At 71.0% G+C, this 22,541-nt stretch carries 20 protein-coding genes and 1 tRNA gene; 11 read left to right on the forward strand and 10 right to left on the reverse strand.

Features of this window, described 5'->3' with window-relative positions; all coding sequences use genetic code 11:
- Positions 1-77: 77 nt before the first annotated feature.
- From G3I41_RS15575 to G3I41_RS15610, 8 genes are all read left to right on the forward strand, one after another.
- Positions 78-773 (forward strand): FCD domain-containing protein, encoded by a 696-nt coding sequence (locus tag G3I41_RS15575; protein WP_343242140.1) that lies wholly within the window; start codon positions 78-80, stop codon positions 771-773.
- Between the two features lie 538 nt (positions 774-1,311).
- Positions 1,312-2,637: an extracellular solute-binding protein gene (locus tag G3I41_RS15580; RefSeq protein ID WP_164400804.1), complete on the forward strand. Its 1,326-nt coding sequence runs from the start codon at positions 1,312-1,314 to the stop codon at positions 2,635-2,637.
- A 163-nt stretch (positions 2,638-2,800) separates the two neighbouring features.
- Positions 2,801-3,799 carry a sugar ABC transporter permease gene (locus tag G3I41_RS15585; RefSeq protein ID WP_164400805.1) on the forward strand — a complete coding sequence of 333 codons (999 nt, stop codon included), beginning with the start codon at positions 2,801-2,803 and terminating at the stop codon, positions 3,797-3,799.
- A 16-nt stretch (positions 3,800-3,815) separates the two neighbouring features.
- Positions 3,816-4,736, forward strand: coding sequence for a carbohydrate ABC transporter permease (locus tag G3I41_RS15590; protein WP_164400806.1), 921 nt, complete (start codon positions 3,816-3,818; stop codon positions 4,734-4,736).
- A 123-nt stretch (positions 4,737-4,859) separates the two neighbouring features.
- The gene (locus G3I41_RS15595; RefSeq protein ID WP_164400807.1) at positions 4,860-6,326 is read left to right on the forward strand and encodes a GH1 family beta-glucosidase; all 1,467 of its coding nucleotides are present in this window, start codon (positions 4,860-4,862) and stop codon (positions 6,324-6,326) included.
- A gap of 240 nt (positions 6,327-6,566) precedes the next feature.
- Positions 6,567-7,598 carry a LacI family DNA-binding transcriptional regulator gene (locus tag G3I41_RS15600; RefSeq protein ID WP_164400808.1) on the forward strand — a complete coding sequence of 344 codons (1,032 nt, stop codon included), beginning with the start codon at positions 6,567-6,569 and terminating at the stop codon, positions 7,596-7,598.
- A 56-nt stretch (positions 7,599-7,654) separates the two neighbouring features.
- The gene (locus tag G3I41_RS15605; protein ID WP_164400809.1) at positions 7,655-8,233 is read left to right on the forward strand and encodes a hypothetical protein; all 579 of its coding nucleotides are present in this window, start codon (positions 7,655-7,657) and stop codon (positions 8,231-8,233) included.
- 38 nt (positions 8,234-8,271) lie between these two features.
- Positions 8,272-8,523: a DUF397 domain-containing protein gene (locus G3I41_RS15610; RefSeq protein ID WP_164400810.1), complete on the forward strand. Its 252-nt coding sequence runs from the start codon at positions 8,272-8,274 to the stop codon at positions 8,521-8,523.
- Here the strand turns inward: G3I41_RS15610 and G3I41_RS15615 are convergent.
- The 6 genes from G3I41_RS15615 to G3I41_RS15640 form a co-directional block, all read right to left on the reverse strand.
- Positions 8,487-9,554: a methyltransferase domain-containing protein gene (locus G3I41_RS15615; protein ID WP_164400811.1), complete on the reverse strand. Its 1,068-nt coding sequence runs from the start codon at positions 9,552-9,554 to the stop codon at positions 8,487-8,489. The genes G3I41_RS15610 and G3I41_RS15615 overlap by 37 nt on opposite strands.
- Positions 9,551-10,921, reverse strand: a complete 1,371-nt coding sequence (locus G3I41_RS15620; protein WP_164400812.1) for an MFS transporter — start codon at positions 10,919-10,921, stop codon at positions 9,551-9,553. Before G3I41_RS15620 ends, G3I41_RS15615 begins: the two co-directional genes overlap by 4 nt.
- Complete coding sequence (locus tag G3I41_RS15625) at positions 10,911-11,705, reverse strand: HEXXH motif-containing putative peptide modification protein (protein WP_164400813.1); 795 nt, start codon at positions 11,703-11,705, stop codon at positions 10,911-10,913. Before G3I41_RS15625 ends, G3I41_RS15620 begins: the two co-directional genes overlap by 11 nt.
- A 12-nt stretch (positions 11,706-11,717) precedes the next feature.
- Positions 11,718-12,365, reverse strand: coding sequence for a TfuA-like protein (locus G3I41_RS15630; protein WP_164400814.1), 648 nt, complete (start codon positions 12,363-12,365; stop codon positions 11,718-11,720).
- A complete protein-coding gene (locus G3I41_RS15635) occupies positions 12,362-13,585 on the reverse strand; it encodes a YcaO-like family protein (RefSeq protein ID WP_164400815.1) in 1,224 nt (407 codons plus the stop codon). The genes G3I41_RS15630 and G3I41_RS15635 overlap by 4 nt, the downstream gene beginning before the upstream one ends.
- 98 nt (positions 13,586-13,683) lie before the next feature.
- A complete protein-coding gene (locus G3I41_RS15640; protein ID WP_164400816.1) occupies positions 13,684-13,824 on the reverse strand; it encodes a hypothetical protein in 141 nt (46 codons plus the stop codon).
- A 325-nt stretch (positions 13,825-14,149) separates the two neighbouring features.
- On the opposite strand from G3I41_RS15640, the gene G3I41_RS15645 reads away from it, so the two are divergent.
- Both G3I41_RS15645 and G3I41_RS15650 read left to right on the forward strand, forming a co-directional pair.
- Positions 14,150-15,577: a TldD/PmbA family protein gene (locus G3I41_RS15645; RefSeq protein ID WP_164400817.1), complete on the forward strand. Its 1,428-nt coding sequence runs from the start codon at positions 14,150-14,152 to the stop codon at positions 15,575-15,577.
- Positions 15,574-16,932 carry a TldD/PmbA family protein gene (locus tag G3I41_RS15650; protein WP_164400818.1) on the forward strand — a complete coding sequence of 453 codons (1,359 nt, stop codon included), beginning with the start codon at positions 15,574-15,576 and terminating at the stop codon, positions 16,930-16,932. The genes G3I41_RS15645 and G3I41_RS15650 overlap by 4 nt, the downstream gene beginning before the upstream one ends.
- A gap of 65 nt (positions 16,933-16,997) precedes the next feature.
- Here G3I41_RS15650 and G3I41_RS15655 read toward each other — a convergent pair.
- The 3 genes from G3I41_RS15655 to G3I41_RS15665 form a co-directional block, all read right to left on the reverse strand.
- Positions 16,998-17,070, reverse strand: a tRNA-His gene (locus tag G3I41_RS15655).
- Positions 17,071-17,185: 115 nt separating this feature from the next.
- Positions 17,186-17,788, reverse strand: coding sequence for an oligoribonuclease (gene orn, locus G3I41_RS15660; protein ID WP_164400819.1), 603 nt, complete (start codon positions 17,786-17,788; stop codon positions 17,186-17,188).
- Positions 17,789-17,879: 91 nt separating this feature from the next.
- Positions 17,880-19,082, reverse strand: a complete 1,203-nt coding sequence (locus G3I41_RS15665; protein ID WP_164400820.1) for a helix-turn-helix domain-containing protein — start codon at positions 19,080-19,082, stop codon at positions 17,880-17,882.
- Between the two features lie 914 nt (positions 19,083-19,996).
- Here G3I41_RS15665 and G3I41_RS15670 point away from each other — a divergent pair.
- Positions 19,997-20,518 (forward strand): universal stress protein, encoded by a 522-nt coding sequence (locus G3I41_RS15670; protein WP_164400821.1) that lies wholly within the window; start codon positions 19,997-19,999, stop codon positions 20,516-20,518.
- 148 nt (positions 20,519-20,666) lie between these two features.
- On the opposite strand, the gene glmS is transcribed toward G3I41_RS15670, so the two are convergent.
- The gene (glmS, locus tag G3I41_RS15675; protein WP_164400822.1) at positions 20,667-22,496 is read right to left on the reverse strand and encodes a glutamine--fructose-6-phosphate transaminase (isomerizing); all 1,830 of its coding nucleotides are present in this window, start codon (positions 22,494-22,496) and stop codon (positions 20,667-20,669) included.
- Positions 22,497-22,541 lie beyond the last annotated feature (45 nt).

A 22,541-nucleotide genomic window follows, 5' to 3' on the forward strand; every position in this document is an offset into this window, starting at 1 on the left:
AGGAGGAGACCGCGGTACGTCATGGGCGGTACAGTAACCAGAACGCAACCCCTCAGACAACCTGACAGGTGAACGACGTGTCCCCGCTCGGCCCCCTCCGCCCCAGCCCCCTCGTAGAACAGGCGACCAGCCATCTGCGCGCGCAGATCACCGAGGGGCACTGGCCGGTCGGCACGAAGCTCCCGGGCGAGACCACCCTCGCCCGCGAACTGGGCGTGGGCCGCTCCACGGTCCGTGAGGCGGTCCGCACGCTCGCGACACTCGGCCTCCTCCAGTCCCGTCAGGGCGCCGGCGTCTTCGTCGTCGCCGACCACGTCACGGAGGACTGGCCGGTACGGCTGCGCAGGGCTTCGGTCACCGACGTCTACGAGGTCCGCATGCTCATCGAGGTCCAGGCCGCCCGCCTCGCCGCCCGCCGCCGCACCGACGAGGACCTGACCGCCCTCGACGCGGCGCTCACCGCCCGGTTGAGGGCGGGCGCCGGCCTCGACGACGCGGACTTCGTGGACGCGGACATCGCGGTGCACCGGGCGGTGGTGGCCGCCGCGCACAACCCGGTCCTCACCGACCTCTTCGCCGAGTTCGTCCCGGCCCTCCGCCAGGGCCTCATCGACCTCGTGGACCTCCTGGGCCTGCGCCGCCAGGACCCCCAGCACGGCCACGCGGGCCACCGCGCCCTCGTCACGGCCATCGTCTCGGGCGACCCGGAGGCGGCGGCGCGCACGGCCCAGGAGGAGTTGGAAGCGACGCTCGCCCGGCTGCGCGGGGCATGACTCCGGAGCGGTGCCCCGGCCGGGCCTGAAGGCGCCGGGCGGGCGCCCGGGTTCGGGCAAAGAACGCGCGGGTCCGGATCCGCGCCCCCTGCGCGCCGCACCCCGTTCACTTCCCGGCGGGGTCCCCGGGGCTCCGGCGGACCGTTTCCGGGCCGTGTCGAAAAACGGGCACCCCGGCCGGTTTTTTGCGGGGGGTTGGCCAAGGTCACCCGCCAACCCGCCTCCCACCTGCGGGAATTCGAAAAACCGCCTGGCGTCGCAACGCGGTGAACCGCTTTGGCAAGCCCTCGGCCGGACACGGTCTCGTGACTTGCAGGACACGCTCGCGCAACGGAAGCGTCTTCAACTCTTGACACCCACCCCCCGTAGGCAGCAATCTTCCGACATCGACGCATGGGAGCGCTCCCACATCGCACGGGGTTTTCCCCGAGTGAACGGCACTGCCCGTGTACTCCCCCCAACACCCTTCGGCACCCGCACTCACCAGTGCGTATGCCACGCAGTGAGCCAGTCCCACCCTGGAACAAGGAGTAGTGGAATGCGTATCACCCGCACCGTCGCCGGCCGGAGCCGCAGAGTCGCGGTCCTGGCCACCACGGGCCTGACCGCTTCGGCGCTGCTGCTGACCGGCTGCAGCAGCGACGATTCCGACTCGAACGAGTCCTCCGAGTCGAACGGGAAGATCACGCTGACCGTCGCCGACTACGGCCAGTTCGGTTACAAGGAAGCCGGTCTTTTCGCCAAGTACCACGAGCTGCACCCGAACATCACGGTGAAGGAAGACACCACCGCCGATGAGAAGGTCTACTACCCGAAGCTGCTCCAGCAGCTGAACTCGGGCAGCGGCCTCGCCGACGTCCAGGGTCTTGAGGTCGGCCGCATCAAGGAGCTCGTCGACACCAAGGCGGACCAGTTCGCCGACCTGAGCAAGGTCATCGACGTCAAGGAGTTCGTGTCGTGGAAGGAGAAGCAGGCCACCACGGCTGACGGCAAGGTGATCGGCGCGGGTACCGACATCGGTCCGATGTCGCTCTGCTACAACACCGAGCTGTTCAAGAAGGCCGGTCTGCCGACCGACCGCAAGGAGGTCGCCGCCAAGATCGCCGGTGGCTGGGAGGACTACCTCAAGCTCGGTGAGGAGTACAAGAAGAAGGCGCCCGCGGGCACGTACTTCATGGACTCCGCCAGCGCCATGTTCAACGCCGTCGTCAGCTCCAACGCGAAGCAGTACTACGACGAGAGCGGCAAGGCGATCTACAAGGAGAGCCCCAGCGTCCAGCAGGGCTGGAACCTGGCCGCCGAGGCCGCGGACAAGAAGCTGACCCAGGGCCTCGCCCAGTTCAGCGACCCGTGGAAGGCCGCGCTCCGCAAGAGCACCATGGCCACCGTCGCCTGCCCCGCCTGGATGGCCGGCCAGATATCCGTGAACGCCGGTGACGCCAACAAGGGCAAGTGGGACATCACCACCGCGCCCGGCAGCACCGCGGCCAACTGGGGCGGCTCCTTCCTCGGTGTCCCGAAGTCCGGCAAGCACGTCGACGAGGCCACCAAGCTCGTCAAGTGGCTGACCGCCCCCGAGCAGCAGGCCGCCGTCTTCAAGGCGATCGGCTCCTTCCCGTCCAACACGGGCGCGTACGAGCTCCCGGACGTGAAGAACGCGACCCTGCCGTACTTCAACGACGCCCCGATCGGCCAGATCTACGCCGATGAGGCCAAGTCCATCCCCGAGACGATCCTCGGCCCGAAGGACGCGGCCATCAAGGACACCATCTCCACCCAGATCAACAACATGGAGCAGCGCGGCACCAAGCCCGACGACGCCTGGGACGCCGCGACCAAGGCCATCGACAAGGTGATCGGCTGACGTTCGCCGGGCGCGTCCGGCCTGATCCGCCGGACCCGCCCGGGCGCGGGCGGCCCTCCCAGGGCCGCCCGCACCCGCGTGTTCCTGAGGGGTGCGGCGTAACGGCCCAGCCATCCCCGTACCCGGGTAACCCAAGCAAAATCCAGGGAAGGACATCCCGCTCGTGGCCACCTCGACTCCCACCCGGGACGCATACGCGCCGCCACCCCGCGGCTCCCAGCACAAACCGGTGAACGCACGCCGGCAGAACTGGCGCAGCCGGCTCTGGCGGTTCGACGACAAGGCGTCGCCGTACGCCTACATAGCCCCGTTCTTCCTCGTCTTCGGCGCCTTCGGGCTCTACCCGCTGATCTACACCGGCTGGATCGCCCTGCACCGGGTCGAGATGACCGGCATGAACCAGATGGAGTGGGTCGGCTGGGACAACTTCGACAAGATCCTGCACGACGCCGAGTTCTGGACGGCCGTCAGCAACACCTTCCTGATCGGTGTGATGTCGACGGTCCCGCAGCTGCTCGTGGCGCTCGGCCTGGCTCACCTGCTCAACTACAAGCTGCGGGCCAGCACCTTCTGGCGCACCATCATCCTTACCCCGTACGCCACCTCCGTGGCCTCCGCCGCCCTCGTCTTCGCCCTGGTCTTCCGGGCCGACGGCGGCCTGCTGAACTGGGCGCTGCACTTCGTCGGCCTCGGCGACACCAACTGGGCCAACGGCCACTGGACGTCCAAGATCGCCATCTCGGTCATCGTGATCTGGCGCTGGACCGGCTACAACACCCTGATCTACCTCGCCGCGATGCAGGCGGTGCCGTCCGACCTGTACGAGGCGGCCTCGCTCGACGGCGCCTCGCGCTGGCAGCAGTTCCGCAAGGTGACCATCCCCTCGCTGCGGCCCACCATCCTCTTCACGATCGTCATCTCGACCATCGGCTCCATGCAGCTGTTCGGTGAGCCCATGCTCCTGGAGGGCGGCACGCTCGGCGCGACCGGCGGCAACGAGAATCAGTACGAGACGCTCAGCGTCTACCTCTACAACTACGGCTGGAACCTCGGGCACCTCGGTCCGGCCGCCGCAGTGGCCTGGGCGATGCTCGCCCTCCTGCTGATCATCGCCGCGGTCAACTGGCTCATCGGCCGCTTCGTACGCAAATCCGCGGTCTGACCGGGAGCGAAATCCAATGACCATGACCAGCCCCACCAAAGTCTCGGAGCCCGGCCTCCCGGCGCGTTCCGTCCACCGCGCACCGAAGCGCGCCAGCCGCTTCAAGCCCGGTGCCGGGCAGCAGCTGAACGGCGGCCCGTTCGCCTACATCGCCCTGGCCGTCGTCGGCATCGGCTCGCTGCTGCCGCTGTACTGGACCCTCGTGGCCGCGTCCCACACCCAGGACGAAGTGCTGGCCACCACCCCGCCGTTCCTGCCGGGCGGCCGCCTCCTGCACAACCTCGACGCCGCGTGGAACCAGGCCCATCTGGGCAAGGCGATCGTCAACACCGTCATCGTGGCCGGCTGCATCACCGTGGCGACGCTCTTCTTCTGCACCCTGGCCGGCTACGCCTTCGCCAAGATGCGCTTCCGCGGCCGGAACGCCCTGATGACCGGGGTCATCCTGACCCTGACGATCCCGCCGCAGCTCAGCGTCGTCCCGCTGTTCATGATGATGTCCGACATCGGCTGGGGCGGCGACCTGGAAGCGGTCATCTTCCCGACCCTGGTCAGCGCCTTCGGTGTCTTCTTCATGCGCCAGTACCTGAGCGAGGCGCTGCCGTACGAGCTGATCGAGGCCGCCAAGATCGACGGCGCGAACAACTTCCGCATCGTGCTGAGCGTGGTGCTGCCGGTGGCCCGTCCCGCGATGATGGTGCTCGGCATGCTCACCTTCGTCCAGGCGTGGAACGACTTCTTCTGGCCCTACCTCGCCCTGAACCAGCAGAACCCCACCCTTCAGGTGGCGCTCGGCCAGCTCAGCGCCTCGTACACCCCCGACACCAGCATCGTGATGGCCGGCGCGCTGATCAGCACCCTGCCGCTGCTCGTGGTGTTCGTGATCTTCGGCAAGCAGATCGTCGGCGGCATCATGTCCGGCGCCGTCAAGGGCTGACCACCCGCTCGCCGCTTCTCCGTCACGGAGCCGTACGGTCCCCGCCCGCCCCGCGGACCGTACGGCCCCGTAGCCCCACCCCGTCAACGCCCCTGTCCTTCACACCCCTGGGAGCGCTCCCGCATGACTGCCGTACGACCTGACATCGCCCCGAAGCCGGTGCCCGAGGCCACCACCACGTTCCCGACGGGCTTCGTCTGGGGAGCGGCCACCGCCGCCTACCAGGTCGAGGGTGCCGCCGCCGAGGACGGGCGCACGCCCTCCATCTGGGACACCTTCAGCCGCACCCCCGGCAAGGTGCGCAACGGCGACACCGGCGACATCGCCGCCGACCACTACCACCGCTACCGCGACGACGTGGCGCTGATGAAGCAGCTGGGGCTCAAGGCGTACCGCTTCTCCATCTCCTGGTCCCGGGTCCAGCCCACCGGCCGCGGCCCCGCCGTCGAGCGCGGGCTCGACTTCTACCGCAAGCTGGTCGACGAGCTCCTCGAGGCCGGCATCAAGCCCGTCGCCACCCTCTACCACTGGGACCTGCCCCAGGAGCTGGAGGACGCGGGCGGCTGGCCGGAGCGCGCGACCGCCGAGCGGTTCGCGGACTACACCGCGATCATGGCCGGCGCCCTCGGCGACCGCGTCGCCACGTGGACCACCTTCAACGAGCCGTGGTGCTCGGCCTTCCTCGGCTACGGCTCCGGGGTGCACGCCCCCGGCCGTACCGAGGCCGCGTCCGCCCTGCGGGCGGCCCACCACCTCAACCTCGCCCATGGCCGGGCGATCGAGGTTCTGCGCGGTCAACTCCCCGCTACCGCGCAGACCTCGGTCACCCTCAATCTCCACCAGGTCCGCCCGCTGACCCCGAGCCCCGAGGACGTGGACGCCGCGCGCCGCATCGACGCGGTCGGCAACCGGGTCTTCACCGGCCCGATGCTGCACGGTGCCTACCCGGAGGACCTGCTCACGGACACCGCGCACGTGGTGGACTGGTCGAAGCTGGTGCGGGACGGCGACCTGGAGGCCATCGCGCGCCCGGTCGACGTCCTCGGCATCAACTACTACACGCCGACCCTGGTCTCCACGCCCGCCGAGGGCTCCGGCGACACCCGCAACGACGGCCACGGCGCGAGCGACTACTCCCCGTGGCCCGGCTCGGAGCACGTCGCCTTCCACCTCGCCGACGGCAAGCCGACCACCGCCATGAACTGGTCGATCGACCCCAACGGGCTCTACAACCTGCTCATGGACGTCACCCGCGACCACCCCGGCATCCCGCTGATGGTCACCGAGAACGGCGCCGCCTTCGACGACTACGTCTCGCCCGAGGGCCGGGTCCAGGACCCCGAGCGCATCGCCTACCTGCACGGCCACCTCGACGCCGTGCAGCGCGCGGTCGCCGACGGCGCGGACGTGCGCGGCTACTTCCTCTGGTCCCTGATGGACAACTTCGAGTGGGCGTACGGCTATTCGAAGCGGTTCGGCGCGGTGTACGTGGACTACGCCTCCCAGCGCCGCATCCCGAAGGCCAGTGCCCACTGGTACGCCGACGTGATCCGCCGCCACGCCCTCCCGCCGCTGGAGGACCTCGCCTGATCCCCTCCGGTACGCCCTGTCCGTACCGCCGCATCCCCCGAGACCCGGCATCCGTGCCGGGTCTCGGCCGTTCGCCCCCCGGCCTGCGCGTTCCGCTTGACCACGCGCGTAGAGTGGGAGCGCTCCCATAAATGGAGCGGGGGAGCGGCCGACCGGTCCCGCAGAGTGTCAAGGGAACCAACGCCAGGACTTGGTTTGGTTATCCGACTGTGAGAAATTGACCGCGAACGGGAGGCAGCCATGACGGCAGCGCGAGTACGGAGCGGGGGCCGGCCCACGCTCGAAGAGGTCGCGGCGCGGGCGGGGGTCGGGCGGGGCACGGCCTCGCGTGTCATCAACGGGTCGCCCCGGGTCAGCGCCCACACCAGGGAGGCGGTCGAAGCCGCCGTCGCCGAGCTGGGTTACGTGCCCAACCGCGCGGCCCGCGCGCTGGCCGGCAACCGCACGGACGCCGTCGCGCTCGTCGTGCCCGAGTCGGAGAGCCGCTTCTTCGCGGAGCCGTACTTCTCCGACATCGTGCGCGGGGTCGGCGCCGCCCTCGCCGATACGGAGATGCAGCTGCTGCTCACCCTCGTCGGCAGCGACCGCGAGCGCCGCCGGCTCGCGCAGTACCTCACCGCGCACCGCGTGGACGGCGTGCTGCTGGTCTCCGTGCACGCCGACGACCCGCTGCCCGACCTGCTGGAACAGCTCGGCATGCCCGCCGTGATGAACGGCCGCAGATCCGCCGCCGAGACCCTCTCCTCCGTCGACTCGGACAACTTCGAGGGCGCCCGCGGCGCCGTGGAACACCTCGCCTCGCGAGGCCGCCGCTCCATCGCCACGATCACCGGCCGGCTCGACGTCTACGCCTCGCAGAGCCGCCTGGACGGTTACCGCCAGGCCGTCCGCGAAGCGGGCCTGGAGCCCGACGAGCGGCTGATCGCCCCCGCCGACTTCACCGAGGAGGGCGGCGCCCGGGCGATGCGCGACCTGCTCGCCCGCCGCCCCGACGTGGACGCGGTCTTCGCCGCGTCCGACGTGATGGCCGCCGGTGCCCGCCAGGTCCTGCGCGAGGCCGGCCGCCGCATCCCGGACGACGTCGCCCTCATCGGCTTCGACGACTCGGCCGTGGCCCGCCACATGGACCCGGCCCTCACCAGCGTGCGCCAGCCGATCGAGGAGATGGGCCGCGCGATGACCAGGGTCCTGCTCGACATGATCGCCGGCGAGAACGCGGACCGGGCGCAGATCGTGCTGCCGACCGAGCTGGTGGTCCGCGACTCCTCGTGACGCCGGGTTGCCGCAACTCGGTTCGACCGGCGCCCACTTCGAGTAGCTTCGGAGCCGTGGACCCTTCTCTGACCGCTCTGGTCGTCGCCGTGGTGGGGGTGGCGGGCACCCTGATGTCCGGCGTGATGGCGCACCGCGGCGCCCTGCGGGCCAAGACGGTGGAGCTCGACCGTGCGGAGCGGCTGCGGCGGGAGGAGCTGCTGGCGGACGAACGCCGCGAGGCCCTGGCCGCGCGCCGGGCCACCTACGCGGTGTTCAACCAGCGCCTGCGCCAGTTCCACTCGGTCCTGTCGAAGGACTACTTCGCCCTCGCCGCCGGGGAGGCGCGCCCCGGACAGGGCCGGGAGCGGGAGGAGACCCGCCAGGTCCTGCGCGACGTGTACGCCGAGGCGCAGATGGTGGTCAGCGACGCCGTGCTGTCCGTCGCGGGCGGCGTCGTGCACCAGCTGCACCGCATCCACGCCCTGCTCGGCCCGCACGAGCGGGGGGACACGGCCGAGGAGTCCCTGGACGACATCAGGGAACGGCTGGAACGCGCCTCGGAGGGCCTGTACGAGGTGCGGCAGACCATGCGCCGGGATCTCGGTGTCTCGGCGCTCCCGGTCCACCGGCCCGACGGCTACGGAGCGACGTGAGGCCCGCCGCCGGGCGGCCGGGCGAGCGGAGGAGAACCATGCCCCTGCACTGGACGAGGTCCAGCTACTGCGACTCGGCGGGCCCCGACTGCGTGGAAGTGGCGTCGGTCCCCGGCCCCGCCCCGGTGGTGTGCCTGCGCGACTCCAAGAACCCGTCCCGCCCGGCGCTCGCCTTCGGCCCGGCCGCGTGGTCGGCGTTCGTCGGCGCCGTCGACCGGCCGGCCGTCGTCGCCACCCGCACCCGCGACGGCCTTCAGGTACGCCTGAAGAGGACGACGTCCACGGAGTAGAGCCTCCAGAAGCGGGAGTAGTCGCGCCACAGCCAGGGAACGCGCTCGTTCTCCCAGACCACCTTCAGACCGCGAGCGGCGCCCGCCGCACGCAGAGCGGCCGGGGAGGTCTCGTTCGAGGTGCCGCCGAGCCAGCGGCTCCTGGGGACACCGGACCAGCCGTAGGGTGAGGTGACCAGCAGGTGGCCGTCCTCCGCGGTCTGGGAGATCAGCGTATCCAGCAGGCGGGCCGGGTCGGGGACGAGGTCGATGAGGTTGACCGCACAGGTCAGTTCGACGGGGCCGCGCACCAGCCGGGTCAGTCCGGATCCCACGATGAAGTCCACGTGGCGCGGGTCTCCCGCGACGGTCAGCGGCCGTTCGTCGTAGAGATCGCCCTCGCGGTAGACGCGGTAGCCGTCCAGCGGACCGGGCGAGGAGAGCAGAGCGCGGCGGGCTACGAGGACCGACAGGAACGACGTGTCGACGCCCACCGTGGCGCACCGGCGCCGGGACAGCAGAGCCGACAGGCCGCCGACGCTGCTGCCGACGTCCAGGGCCGTGAGGGGCCGGGTCCGGTCGAACAGGGTCGTCGCGGTGGCCCACAGGTCCCGGTCGGCGTTCGCCGCGAGGAGATCGGCGATGAGCGGGTCGGCATCCACATCCGTGGCGCGGTGGTCGAAATGGGCACCGAGGAACGCGTTCACATAGCGGTCCTCAAGCTTCATGCTGCGGTTGACGTGGCGGGGATCGACGGCGGCGGGGGCCCGGGAACCGAGCCAGCCCGCCATGGCCTCGGACGGCCCGTGGGCGGCGAGGCCGGTGATGACTCCGAGGTGGTCGCGCAGGTAGGCGGCGAGATCCTCGACGAGGATCAGCACGCCCGACACGACCGGGTAGGCGCCGCCGCAGGAAGCGCACGCCACCACGCCTTCGACGAGCTCCGTCTCGCCGGTGTCCAGGACGGTCCGCGCCCAGACGTCGGCGGTGAGCGGCGCGGTCCCGCAGTGGTCGTTCGGACAGCGCAGCAGCGCGAGGGTGGATTCCTTCATCGGCTCGCCGCCTTCTCCTCGTGGGGCTCGACCGCGAAGGCCTGGGGGTAGTCGCGGGCGTAGATGTCGTCGAGCGCGTCGTCGGGCAGGTCGAGGTAGGTGGTGAGAACCCGGTCGCGGGCGGCGACGACGGCGCACAGGCAGATGAGCACACCCAGGACGGCCAGGGCCCACAGTTCGCCGGAGGTGCGGGAGACGACGCCGCTGGTGACGGAGCCGAGCGGCATGACGACGCCGGAGAGGAAGGAGGCGGCGGCGACCATCCGGTTCCGGTACGCGGCCGGGGTGGCCAGCAGCCGGACCGTTCCGGTGTTGGTGGTGATCATGCACAGCCCGACGCCGGAGAGCATCAGCAGCAGGGAGGCGGTCGCGGTGAAGGCCACCGTGCCGTCCAGGTCCAGGCCGCCGACGACGAGGCCGGTCCCGGCGAAACCGGCGCCGAGCACGGCGAAGCCGGCCAGGACGGTGCGGCGTCGGCCGAGGAGCCGGTCGCTCAGCCCCACCAGGAAGGCGCTGCCGACGATGAGTCCGACCGCGAAGGCCGATTCGACGACGCTCAGGACCCAGGTGCGGTGCGGGAAGCGCTGGGCCACCAGAACGGGCACGATCACGTTGAAGACGGGGTAGAGCGCGAAGTTCACCACCATGGTGAGCATGGCCAGGCGCCACTCGGGGTGTACGCGGCGGATCGCCCGGAAGCCGGCGCGGGTACCCGACGCCCAGGCGGTGAAGCCGCCGACGCCGGTGGGCCGGTTTCCGGGTTCGGGTGCGGGTGCCCGCAGGGCGACGACGAGGATCGTGGACACACCGACGACGCCGAACGCGGTGGCCAGGACGGCGGCGTACCCGAGGGTCCCGACGAGGACGCCCGCCGCCACGGGCCCCGCGAAGGAGGAGAGCGACATGACGGTGGACCGGACGCGGACGGCGCCGGCGACCGAGGTGGTGCTGAGCAGGCCGCGGATCGTCGACATGAGGAGCGGTTCGCGGACGCCGAGGCTGACGCCGAGCAGCATGATGCCGGCCACGATGGTCCACAGTTCGTACACGCCCCGGTAGGCGAGCCAGGTGAGCAGGCCGCTGACCAGGGCCGAGCCGATGAAGCAGCACTGGATGACCCGGCCGGGCGGGAAACGGTCCCCGAGCCAGGCCAGGGCGCCGCGCGACAGGATGTCGGTGGCGATCCCGAGCGCGATCAGGACTCCGAGCAGTGCTTCGTCGCCCGTCCGGTCCAGGACCCACCAGGCCAGGGCGATCTCCACGCACCGTGTGGCGATGGTGCCGCAGAACGCGGCGGTCTGGAGGAGGGCGAAGTCCCGGACACCGGTGCCGGGTGGTTCGAGTGCGTCGGTGCTGTCAGCGGGCAAGGTGGCCACCGGGGATCGCTGGATCGTGGAAGTGCCGGGTGAGATCGTCGAGCCGCCCGGCCAGCGTGTGCTTGACCAGGTCGCCGGCCGGGCTGCCGTACGGCCGCTCGTCCATGGCCGTGAGGCAGCCGTCGAGGTACCCGGTGAGGTAGTGCAGCCGCTCGCGCACGTGGGTCTCCCCGTCGAGGTGGCGCCGGCGCAGGGCCGACGCCGCGGCGGCGGCGAAGTGAGCGGCGAACATGACGCCCCGGTACGTCTTGCCCGAGGTACCGGAGGGCAGGACGTAGTCGTTGGGGGCGTCGGGGACCTGGAGGTCGTACACCTCGGCGATGAAGTTGAGCCAGATATGGGCGTGTTCGTGGATGAGGGTCTCGCGCAGCGTCTCCTCGTCCCGGAAGGCGCCGGGGCCGAGGTAGATGGTCTGCGGGACGAGCACGGAGGTGCTGCTGGTGCTGGTCGGCATGCGCCGGTACCGCTTGGGCAGCGTGAAGAGGCCCTGCCATGCGGGCATCGACCCGACGACGAGCCCGGTGGCGTGCGCCACGTCCTCGGCCTCGGCCGCGCCGAGTTCCTCCCAGGCGACGTCGCTCACCTTGGAGGTGGCGTGGCGGTCGAAGATGCTCTTGGCGTTCTCCGGGTCGAGGTAGGCGCCGAGCGCGGGGAACGCCGTGGGTTCGGCGCTGCGGCGTACCAGGGCCACGGCGGTCAGGAGCGCCTTGGGTTTGAACGCCTCGTCGATGAACGGCACGCCGCCGATCTCGGTGAGCAGTGTCCGGTGGTCCATGTTCGTGTCCCCCTACTCCGCCTCGTCCCACGGGCGTTCGGCGAGAAAGGCTTCCAGGTCGCGCGTCTTCAGCCGGAAGCGGTCGAAGTCCTTCATGTCGTCTCGTGCGGTCGGATGGCCGAGCTCCTGGAGGCGCCGGGCCAGCGACGGCAGGGTGCGGTCTCCGTACCAGCGGTTCTTGTAGTCGGCGAGTACCTCGTCCAGGCGGGCCGCGGGGAGCGTTCCCAGAAGCCGCAGGTGGTCGAGATAGGCCCGGATGTGGACGAGGGGTTCGGAGACCGCGTGGAAGGGGGGCTCCAGACCATGGACCAGGGCGACCTCGTCGTCGGCGAAGTCGGGGTCGTCGGCGAACCGTTGATGGACGGCTCCGTAGCCGCGCATGCCCAGGGGGTGCATCTCGGCGGCGCGGATTGCGCCCATGGAGCACAGCCCCCAGACGCGCCAGCCGGCGGTCAGGGCGTCGCGCAGCTCGCGGTGGCCGACCGAGGGGTAGCTGTGGAAGGTGCCGTCGGCGAGCAGGATGACGCCGGGGGCCGGATGGTCCGCGAGGAGCCGGTCGATGTCGCCCCGGCGCGCGGGCGCGTGGGTGCGTACGTCCTGGGGAATGGGCTTGCCCAGGCCATGGGCGGTGGGGCCGACGAACAGGTGGGTGCAGGTCATGGGGCCACCGCGATCTCCGGTGTGGCGCCGTGGGCGGCGAGGCGCCGTCCGACGCGTTGCAGTGACGGCTGAAACGACTCCAGCCGGGGTGCGACGACCCGGACCACGTGGAGGCCCGCGTCGGGCACCGGGGTCAGGTCCACGGTCAGTACCTGGCGTACGCCGACGGCCCGTGCGCGGTCGAGGAGCAGGTCCAGCGCGTCGGTGAGCGTGTCGACCTCGTGGCTGAAGTCGGGCAGTGCGGACATCGGCACCATGCCGGCGGGGTCGCGGACGCGGCGGCGCAGTTCGGCCGTGGCCCGGAGTTCGGCGTCGCGGGCGGCCGCGTCGAAGTAGTCGTGACGGTCGATGATGTCGTCGCGGCCGCCGTGGATGTGGGAGAGCCGTGACTGCGCCGCTTCGGACAGGGCCCGCACGGCGGCGATCTCCTGGTTCACGTGGAGGCCGGCGCCGAAGGAGATGGCCACCGGGGCGGTGTCCTCCGGCTCCAGCAGGTAGGCGTGGAAGTACGGGAGGCCGAAGGGGTTGGGCGTCGTCCGCAGGGCCACGTCGAGGCCGGCGTCCTCGGCCCGCCGCACGAGTTCGGCCGGGTGGCCGGTGAGGCTGTCGGTCCGGACGGGCAGCGAGGTGTCCCGGATCAGATGGAAGGCGTGCACATCGCGTTCCAGGAGTTCGGCGACACCGTGGACGGTGGCTTCGAGCAGGGTGTTGCCGGAGCTCAGACCGTTCGTGCTGCTGCCGAACATACGGGGGCCGGTGGGCCAGGAAAAGGGTGAGAAAACCAGTTCGGCGGGGATCGAGACAGGCTTTCCGGCGGCCAGATCCCTGGCTTCGACGCAGGGCAGCCTGTCGTCCTTGTCCATGGTTCGGCCCAGAATCGGGCAGAGTTCAATGAATTCGAAGAGTGCCCCGTCCTGTGCGGTGATCTGCGCCGGGGTCAGGCAGGTGATGTCCCACTTATCGGGCGAGAACTCCGCGGCGGCGAATTCGATCGCCTCCATGTAAGCGCCCGCCCGCGCCTCGTCGGGGCGCAGACCTTTTCCGGCATTCACGCACAGGGAGCCGCGCTGGGCGCCGGGGCGGATGCTCGCGTACACAGGGATGCCGACGCGGTCGAGCCACGTGGTATCAGTGACCCTGGTGATTCCGAGCAGCGGCGCCACGGCCCGCGCCTTCTTCAGGGTTTCTTCCAGAGAGCATTCACGCAGACTGGAGGTCATTCGATGCAAGGTGGCCAACTTTCCGCCCGGTCCGGTCACCGTCCCCACGGGGAGGTCCGACGAGCGGACCTCCCCGCTGTCACCGCTTATGCGGTGACTCAGGCCTCGTTGAGGTTGTTGGCCTCGTGGGCGACGAACCCGGCGCGCATGACTCCCTCGTCGTTGACGAGCATCGAGAAGCGCTCAGTGGTCTCCTCGTCGAGGAAGAACGAGTTGTCGATGTTCTGTTCCTGGTCCATGGCATTCCTTCCGATTGGCGGATGGATAAGTGCCGGGCGGGGAATCCGAACCAAAAGGGCCCCCGACCCGCCACGAGCGACCGTAGTTGGTCGACTACGCGCCCACAACCCCATGCGGCCGGTCGGCGCGATCTTTCCGTGGACGATGCATTGGCCGCTTTTTCACCGCTTTCACGGGGGCTGTTTGCGCGGAATTTGTCCGCTCCGCCGGTCTTGTCCGATGGATGCTTCGAGACAGGCATGGCTTATTTCTTGCGCATGTAGGGTGTGGTCGGCGGATTCGACGGGTAAAGATCGTGGGGTGTGAAACTTGTTCGATCCGGACTTGTCGGCATCGGTTTTTCGTGAGCGGCGGGGCCGGCGGGCCGACTTCATGGAGATCTTCGCCGAACGGGTGGCCACCTCGGCGATGACGGCCCGAGGTGACAAGATCGTCGATTCGGTCTCCGGCCGGGAAGAGGGCCTCGGGGTCCGCGCGCGACGCGGCGCGACGTATGGCTTCGGCCACACGTCGGACCTCGCCCCCGCGTCGGTCCTGGAAGTCACCCGCCAGGCGCTGGCTTCGCTGGCCTCTCCTGCCTCCCATCGGGCGACCGTCGTGCCGGAAACGGGCGGGGCTCCGGCGGAGTACCCCGTGGACTGCGGACCGGCGGACGCCTCCGGCCGGCCGGAGGACGGCTGGACCGAGGAGGACGGGACCGGGGACACGCGCCTCCGGCACGCCGGACTGCTGCGTTCCGTCGCGGACCTGGCCGGGGACGGCGGCGACCGGCTCGTCTCCGTATCCGCCGTCCTGCGCGGCGAGCGGCGCGTCGTGCGGATCGCGGACTCCGCGGGCGGGCACGCGGTGCACCGGACCGGCCGTGAGCGCTTGGCCGTCACCGCGGTGGTGGGGCCGCGTACGGAACCGGTCGCCGCCCGGGCCTCCATCGGGCTCAACGGCCTCGGTGCGCGCCTCGGTCAGGCCGACGTGCGCGCGACCGTCGGCGAGGCACTGCGCAGAGCGCGCGCACGCGCCTCGGCCTCCCCCGCTCCGGTCGGCGAGATGCCGGTGATCCTCGCGCCCGGCACCGGAGCCGTCCTCATCCACGAGGCGTGCGGGCACGGCCTGGAGGCCGATCACCTGGCCCGCCGCAGCTCCGTCTTCCACGGCCTGCTCGGCCGGCGGCTCGGTCCTGCCGGCCTGACGCTGGTGGACGACGCATCGGTCGACGGGGCGTGGGGCAGCTACGCGTACGACGACGAGGGGCAGCCGGGGCGCCGCACGGTACTGATCGAGGACGGGGTGCTGGTCGACTACCTGTGGGACCGGTCCCACGCCCGCGCCGAGCCGGGCGCCGTGCCCGCCAACGGCAGGCGCCAGAACTACCAGTGCCAGCCCATGCCCAGGATGTCGAACCTGCTGGTCCTGGCGGGCGGTACCGCACCGCAGGACATCATCGCCGACACTCCGCACGGCATTTACGTGGCGCGGCTGGGGGACGGCCGGGTGAACACCGCGACGGGGGCCTTCGTCTTCGCCGCGAAGGAGACGTACGCGATCCGCCGGGGGCGGCTCTGCGAGCCGCTGGCCGACTGCAGCCTGATCGGCACCGGACCCGAGGTGCTGCGTGAGATCGATGCCATCGGCACCGACTTCGCCCTGGGGCCGCCCGGCATCTGCGGCAAGGACGGCCAGGCGCTGCCCGTGGGGTACGGGCAGCCCACCCTGCGGGTGCGGCGCGGACTGCGGGTCGGGGGGACCGCCCTGTGAGCGGGCGGGCGGACGGCGCCGTGCTGCGCATCGGACGCGAGGCCGTCGAGCACGCGTTGCCGGGCGAGCAGGTCGAGGCGTTCGTGGCGAGAGGTACCGACTCCCAGATCATCGTCCGGGAACAGACCGTGGAAGCGGTGACCCACTCCGACAGCGGCGGTGTGGGCGTACGGGTCGTCGTCGACGGCCGGGTGGGCTTCGCGCACACCAGCGGGTTCGGACGCGCCGCGCTGGCCCAGGTGGTCGCCGACGCGAGGGACAACGCCCGGCACACCGACAGACAGGGTCCGGTGGGGCTCCCGGGCCCGGACGGCACGGCCGCCGCCGACATCGATCTGTGGAGCCAGGACTGCGTGGAGACTGGGTTCGGGACGAAGGTCGCCCTCTGCCGTGAGCTGGAGCGCCTCGTCACGGCCTCGCCCGCGGTGCGCGGCGTGAAGTCGGTGCGCTGGGGAGACGCGGCGGCCGAGTCCGCGGTGGTGTCGACGGAGGGGGTGGCGAGCTACTCGCGGCGGACGTCCTGCTTCCTGTCCACCTATGTCCTGGGCACGGTGGAGACCGGAGGGACGAGCACCGCGACGGGGCACACCGTCGCACGCGCGCCGGCCGGGCTCGACCTCCCCGGCGCGGCCCGGGAGGCGCTGGGCGCGCTGCCGCTGTCCGTGTCCGGGCTGCCGCGTTCCCAGGTGCTGCCCGTCCTGTTCGACCCGGCCGTCACGGCGGCGTTCCTCACCGTGGTGTGCGACGTCCTGCACCGCCGGCCGGTCCGAGGACGGGGGCAGGCCTTCGGGGCGGAGGAACCCGGCGCGCCGGTGGCCTCCCCGCACGTCACGCTCGTGGACGACCCGACGGACCCGCTGAGTTTCGGGGCGGCCCGGTACGACGCGGAGGGCATGGCCACGCGGCGCAACATCCTCATCGACCGGGGGCGGGCGGCCCATCGGCTGCACGATTCGTCGAGCGCCGGGCGGGCGGGAGCGGCGTCCAACGGCGCCGCCGTACGGGCCGGTTACAAGAGTCTGCCGCGCGCCGCGGCCAGGGCGCTCAGCCTGATGCCGGGCGGCCTCGACCGCTCCGCGCTGATCGCCGGGGTGTCGCACGGGTTCCTCGTGCAGAGCATCAGTGGGCTGGCGGCCGGGACCGACCCGCTGCGCGGCAGCTTCTCGGCCGCCGCGAGCGGAAGGATGATCCGGAACGGTGAGCCGGCGGAGTACGTTCCCCACTGCACCCTCGCGTCGACCCTCACCGACGCGCTCGGCGACATCTCCGCGACGGGCGCCGACGTCCGCGCTTTCCCCGGCCAGGCCAAAGGCATGACGGTGTTGATCGGACGGATGTCCCTGGGGACGCGTTGACCGCACCCGGAGCACGAAGAAGCCCCTGACCTGTGCTTCCGCAGGTCAGGGGCTTCTCCTGAGAGGGTGAGTAACGGGACTCGAACCCGCGACATCCTGGACCACAACCAGGTGCTCTACCATCTGAGCTATACCCACCGCGTCCGGGCGTTTCCGACCGGCCGAGAAAAAGTGTACAGGGTCTGGGAGGGTGCTCGCGCACTCATTTCCCGGCGGGGGGCCGCGGCCCCCGGGAGGGCCGTGACCAGCGCCTTCAGGGGCGCGGCCGGGAGACCCGCGCGGCGGCCGCCCTCGCCTGCTCGGAGTCCGGGCCGGGCTGCGGGACGAAGACCGCCTCGCGGTAGTACCGCAGCTCCGTGATCGAGTCGCGGATGTCGGCGAGCGCCCGGTGGTTGCCGTTCTTCTCCGGACTGTTGAAGTACGCCCTCGGGTACCAGCGGCGGGACAGCTCCTTGATGGAGGAGACGTCCACGATCCGGTAGTGGAGGTAACCCTCCAGGAGGGGCATGTCCCGGGACAGGAAGCCGCGGTCGGTGCCGACCGAGTTCCCGCACAGGGGCGCCCTGCCGGGCTCCTTCACGTGCTCGCGCACGTAGGCGAGGACCTGCTCCTCGGCGTCGGCCAGCGTCGTGCCGCCGGCCAGTTCGTCGAGGAGGCCCGAGGCGGTGTGCATCTGCCGCACCACCTCGGGCATGGTCTCCAGCGCCGCGTCCGGCGGGCGGATCACGATGTCCACCCCTTCGCCGAGCACGTTCAGCTCCGAGTCGGTGACCAGCGCGGCCACCTCGATGAGTGCGTCTTCCGCCAACGAGAGCCCGGTCATCTCGCAGTCGATCCACACCATGCGGTCGTTCATGGCCTCCACCCTAGGGCCTGTCTGAAAGTTCCCGTCGTCCGCCCGGAGGACGGGCCGGGGCGGCAGACGGGAATTGTCGGACAGGCCCTGTCTACGGGGCGCTCCGCTGCCCGGGCAGGGCCGGGCGCCCCGGGGCGAAGACGTCGGTGCCCGCCTTCGTCTCCAGCGCCGCGGGTGCGGCGCCGGACGGGCCGGGGACGGCGGGACGGCGGCTCTGGGCGGTGCCCTGGCTGGGCACCGCCACCTCCGTCACCATGACCGGCTCCGGTGCCCCGCCCTGCGGACGGCGGGTTCGGTAGGCGGCCCGGTACGCGGCGGGGGAGGAGCCGAGCTGGCGGCGGAAGTGCCCGCGCAGCGCGACCGGCGAGCGGAAGCCGCAGCGGCCCGCGACCTCGTCCACCGAGTAGTCCGACGTCTCCAGGAGGCGCTGCGCCTGCAGCACCCGCTGGGTGATCAGCCACTGGAGCGGTGCGCTGCCCGTCAGCGAGCGGAACCTCCGGTCGAAGGTCCGCCGGCTCATGTAGGCGCGCGCGGCCAGCGTCTCCACGTCGAACTGCTCGTGCAGATGCTCCAGCGCCCAGGCGACGACCTCGGCGAGCGGGTCGGAGCCGATCTCTTCAGGTAAAGACCTGTCGAGGTAGCGCTCCTGACCGCCACTGCGCCGGGGCGGCACGACGAGCCGGCGGGCGAGTGCCCCGGCGGCCTCCGTGCCGTGGTCCGAGCGGACTATGTGCAGACACAGGTCGATGCCGGCCGCCGTCCCGGCGGAGGTCAGCACGTCGCCGTCGTCCACGAACAGTTCGCGTGGGTCGACGTGCACCGACGGATAGCGCTTGGCCAGCGTCGGTGCGTACATCCAGTGGGTGGTGGCCGGGCGGCCGTCCAGCAGCCCGGCGGCGGCGAGCACGAAGGCCCCCGTGCACAGGCCGACGATGCGGGCGCCCTCCTCATGGGCGCGGCGCAGGGCGTCCAGCGCCTCGACGGGCGGCGGGGAGGTGATCGAGCGCCAGGCGGGCACCACGACGGTGCCGGCCCTGCTGATCGCCTCCAGCCCGTAGGGCGCGGTCAGTTCGAGTCCTCCGGTGGTGCGCAGCGGTCCCTCTTCGCCGCTGCACACGAGCAACCGGTAGCGCGGAACTCCCGCGTCCTGGCGGTCGATTCCGAACACCGACAGCGGAATGGAGCTCTCGAAGATGGGGCCACCGCTGAAGAGCAGGACGGCGACGACTTCCCGGCGTCGTCTTCCGCCCAGCTTCCTTACAGCCTCCGTTGCGGTGGCGGAGTCCTGGCTCATGACGCTAAGCCCCCCTCGGTGTTCGCGTCTTCCTGGTCCTTACGGGCCTGTCGCACCTGCACATGTCCCCTCGGTCGTGCACGAGTCCCCGGCCTTCGACGCCCAAGATCGAATCTACTGCGTCCCGTGGTGCCGTCGTGACAAGTTCACCAACCGGCTCATTGTCGACAAGGCAACCTGGCGGGAAGCGTTCGATCACGAAGCGTTTCACTCGCGGCTCGTGCAGGGAAGTGCGTCCGGCGTTGATGGCCCGTCCCCATTGGGCGGAAGCGTACCGGGCGGTCTCTTCCTGCCTGGTGGCAAGGGGGTTGATCGGCCATTTCGACAAGGAATGGACCGGTCCTTGAAGTTGGCTGAAAATGTACGGTCGCGTGTGCGGAAATCAGTCGTTCTACCGGCGCACAACCCGGGGCGCCCGTCCGCCTCTGCGCGCCCCCGCGCAGGGATCGGCGGCCCCTGCGGCGGGGCCGGCGCGCCCGGCCGGGGACCGGTCCGGGCGGGCAGCCGAATACCGCTCTACCGGCCGCCCCGGGAGCAGACCGCGCGGTGGGTTCCGGACGGACCCCGAGAGTCGGCCGACTCCCCCGGAAGGGTGGGTTCCGCTCCTCGCGGGCGACGCCCCAGGACCGTCGGCGCGAGCCCCTCCGGGACGGTTCCGCCAAGCGCCGCAAGGGGCCGTAGCGGTGGCCGGTACGTCTGTGTAGAGGGCAACCGGCATTGCCATCGGGGCCCGGTCTCGGGCATGCTCCGGAAAACGCCGCACGCGCCGTGCGCGGGGCGGGCAATGGAGGAGTGGCGCCGTACCCTTGGGGGTAAGGGGTTGGGAAGATGATTCCCGGACACCACGACACCGCCCCGCTGACGCACCTTCCCACGCCGCTCTCCTCACGAGGACTCTCTTCGCCGAGACACCGATGGCCGGTCACGAAATCCCCGAACCCGCGGACCGCAAGCAGGTAGCCGACGCCTTGTCGGACCCGCTGGCGGCCGAACAAGCGCGCCGTCCGTGCGATCCCGCCTTCCGGCATGGGGTCGTCGTCGGCTTCGACGGCTCGACGTCCAGCGAGCGGGCCCTCGCCTATGCGATCGGCATGTCCCGCAGGACGGGCTCCGGTCTGATCATCGTCCATGTCGCCAACCGGCTGCCGACCACGGTCTGGGCGGGCTGCGAGCCCCCCGTCTTCGTCGACGTGCCGGACCACCGCACCGAGGTCCTGGGCCTGGAGCTCGCCTGCGCGGACTACCTCGCCGAGGTGCCCTGGGTGCTCGTGGAGCGCGGCGGTGACATCTGCCACGAGTTGGAGGAGGTCGGCCGGGAGTACTCGGCGGACGCCATCGTGGTGGGCTCCACCCACGGCCTGGTGGGCAAGATCTTCGGCTCGGTGGCCGGCCGGCTGGCCCGCCGCGCCCAGCGGCCGGTCGTGGTCATCCCGTAGCCGTCCGGGCGACTCCCCGGGCCCGTGGCGTCAACTCGCCTGTGGAAAACGCCGCGTGGGCCCTTCCCGGCCGCCCCGGGGCCGATTCCGGGCCGTACGCCGAAGGCCCCGCGGTCACCGACCGCGGGGCCTCGTCTTCGGAACGTGACTACTCGACGGTGACCGACTTGGCCAGGTTGCGGGGCTTGTCGATGTCCCGGCCCATGGCCAGTGCCGTGTGGTAGGCGAAGAGCTGGAGCGGGATGCCCATGAGGATCGGGTCCAGCTCGTTCTCGTTCTTCGGCACCACGATGGTGTGGTCGGCCTTCTCCTGGACCTGGTGGGCCACCGCGAGGATGCGGCCGCTGCGGGCCTTGATCTCCTCCATGGCGGCGCGGTTCTTCTCCAGCAGGTCGTCGTCCGGCACGATCGCCACGGTCGGCATCGCGGGCTCGATCAGGGCGAGGGGGCCGTGCTTCAGCTCGGAGGCGGGGTAGGCCTCGGCGTGGATGTACGAGACCTCCTTGAGCTTCAGCGACGCCTCGCGGGCCACGGGGTATCCGCGCACCCGGCCGATGAACATCATCGACTTCGCGTCCGCGTATTCGGCGGCCAGCCGCTTGATCTCGTCCTCGCCCGCCAGGATCTCGCTGATCTGGGCGGGCAGCCTGCGCAGGCCCTCGATGATCCGCTTGCCGTCGGCGACCGACAGGTCCCGGATGCGGCCCAGGTGCAGGGCGAGCAGCGCGAAGGCGACCACGGTGTTGGTGAAGCACTTGGTGGAGACCACGCACACCTCGGGGCCCGCGTGCACGTACGTGCCGCCGTCCGCCTCCCGGGCGATCGCCGAGCCGACCACGTTGACCACACCGAGGACCCGGGCGCCCTTGCGCTTCAGCTCCTGGACGGCGGCCAGCACGTCGTACGTCTCACCGGACTGCGAGACCGCGACGTACAGCGTGTCGGGGTCCACGACCGGGTTGCGGTAGCGGAACTCGGAGGCGGGCTCGGCGTCCGCGGGGATGCGGGCCAGCTCCTCGATCAGCTGGGCGCCGATCTGGCCCGCGTGGTACGAGGTGCCGCAGCCCAGGATCTTGATCCGGCGGACCCCGCGCGCCTCGCGGGCGTCCAGGTTGAGGCCGCCCAGGTGCACCGTGGAGAACCGGTCGTCGATCCGTCCGCGCAGCACCCGGTCGACGGCGTCCGCCTGCTCCGAGATCTCCTTGTGCATGTACGTGTCGTGGCCGCCCATGTCGTACGACTCGGCCTCCCACTCCACGGTGGTCGGCGTGGCCGTCGTGGTCGAGCCCTCCGTGGTGTACGTACGGAAGTCGTCGGCCTTCAGGGTGGCCATCTCGCCGTCGTCCAGGGTGACGACCTGGCGGGTGTGGGCGACCAGGGCGGCGACGTCGGACGCGACGAACATCTCCTTCTCGCCGATGCCGAGGACGACCGGGGAGCCGTTGCGGGCGACCACGATGCGGTCGTTGAAGTCGGCGTGCAGGACGGCGATGCCGTAGGTGCCCTCGACGGAGCGCAGGGCCTCGCGGACCTTCTCCTCCAGGGTCCCGGCGTCCGAGCGGGCGATCAGGTGGACCAGCACCTCGGTGTCGGTCTCGGAGAGGAAGACGACGCCCTCGGCGGTCAGCCGGGTGCGCAGCTCGGCGGCGTTGTCGATGATCCCGTTGTGGACGACGGCGACCTTGCCCTCCGCGTCCAGGTGCGGGTGGGCGTTCTCGTCGCTGGGGGCGCCGTGGGTCGCCCAGCGGGTGTGGGCGATGCCGGTCGTGCCGGCGAAGCGCTTGGGGACCCGGGACTCCAGCTCGCGGACCCGGCCCTTGGCCTTGACCGACTTCAGCGCGGCGGGCTTCCCGGCCGCGGGCTTCCCGGTGATCACGATCCCGGCGGAGTCGTAACCCCGGTACTCCAGCCGCTGCAGGCCCTCCAGCAGCAGCGGGGCCACGTCACGCTTTCCGATGTAACCGACGATTCCGCACATAGAGCGTTCTGTCCTCCGACGACGAACAAGTTAAGGGGTGCCCGG

The sequence above is a fragment of the Streptomyces sp. SID9727 genome (genome assembly GCF_010550605.1).
In the GTDB taxonomy this organism is placed as follows: Bacteria; Actinomycetota; Actinomycetes; order Streptomycetales; family Streptomycetaceae; genus Streptomyces.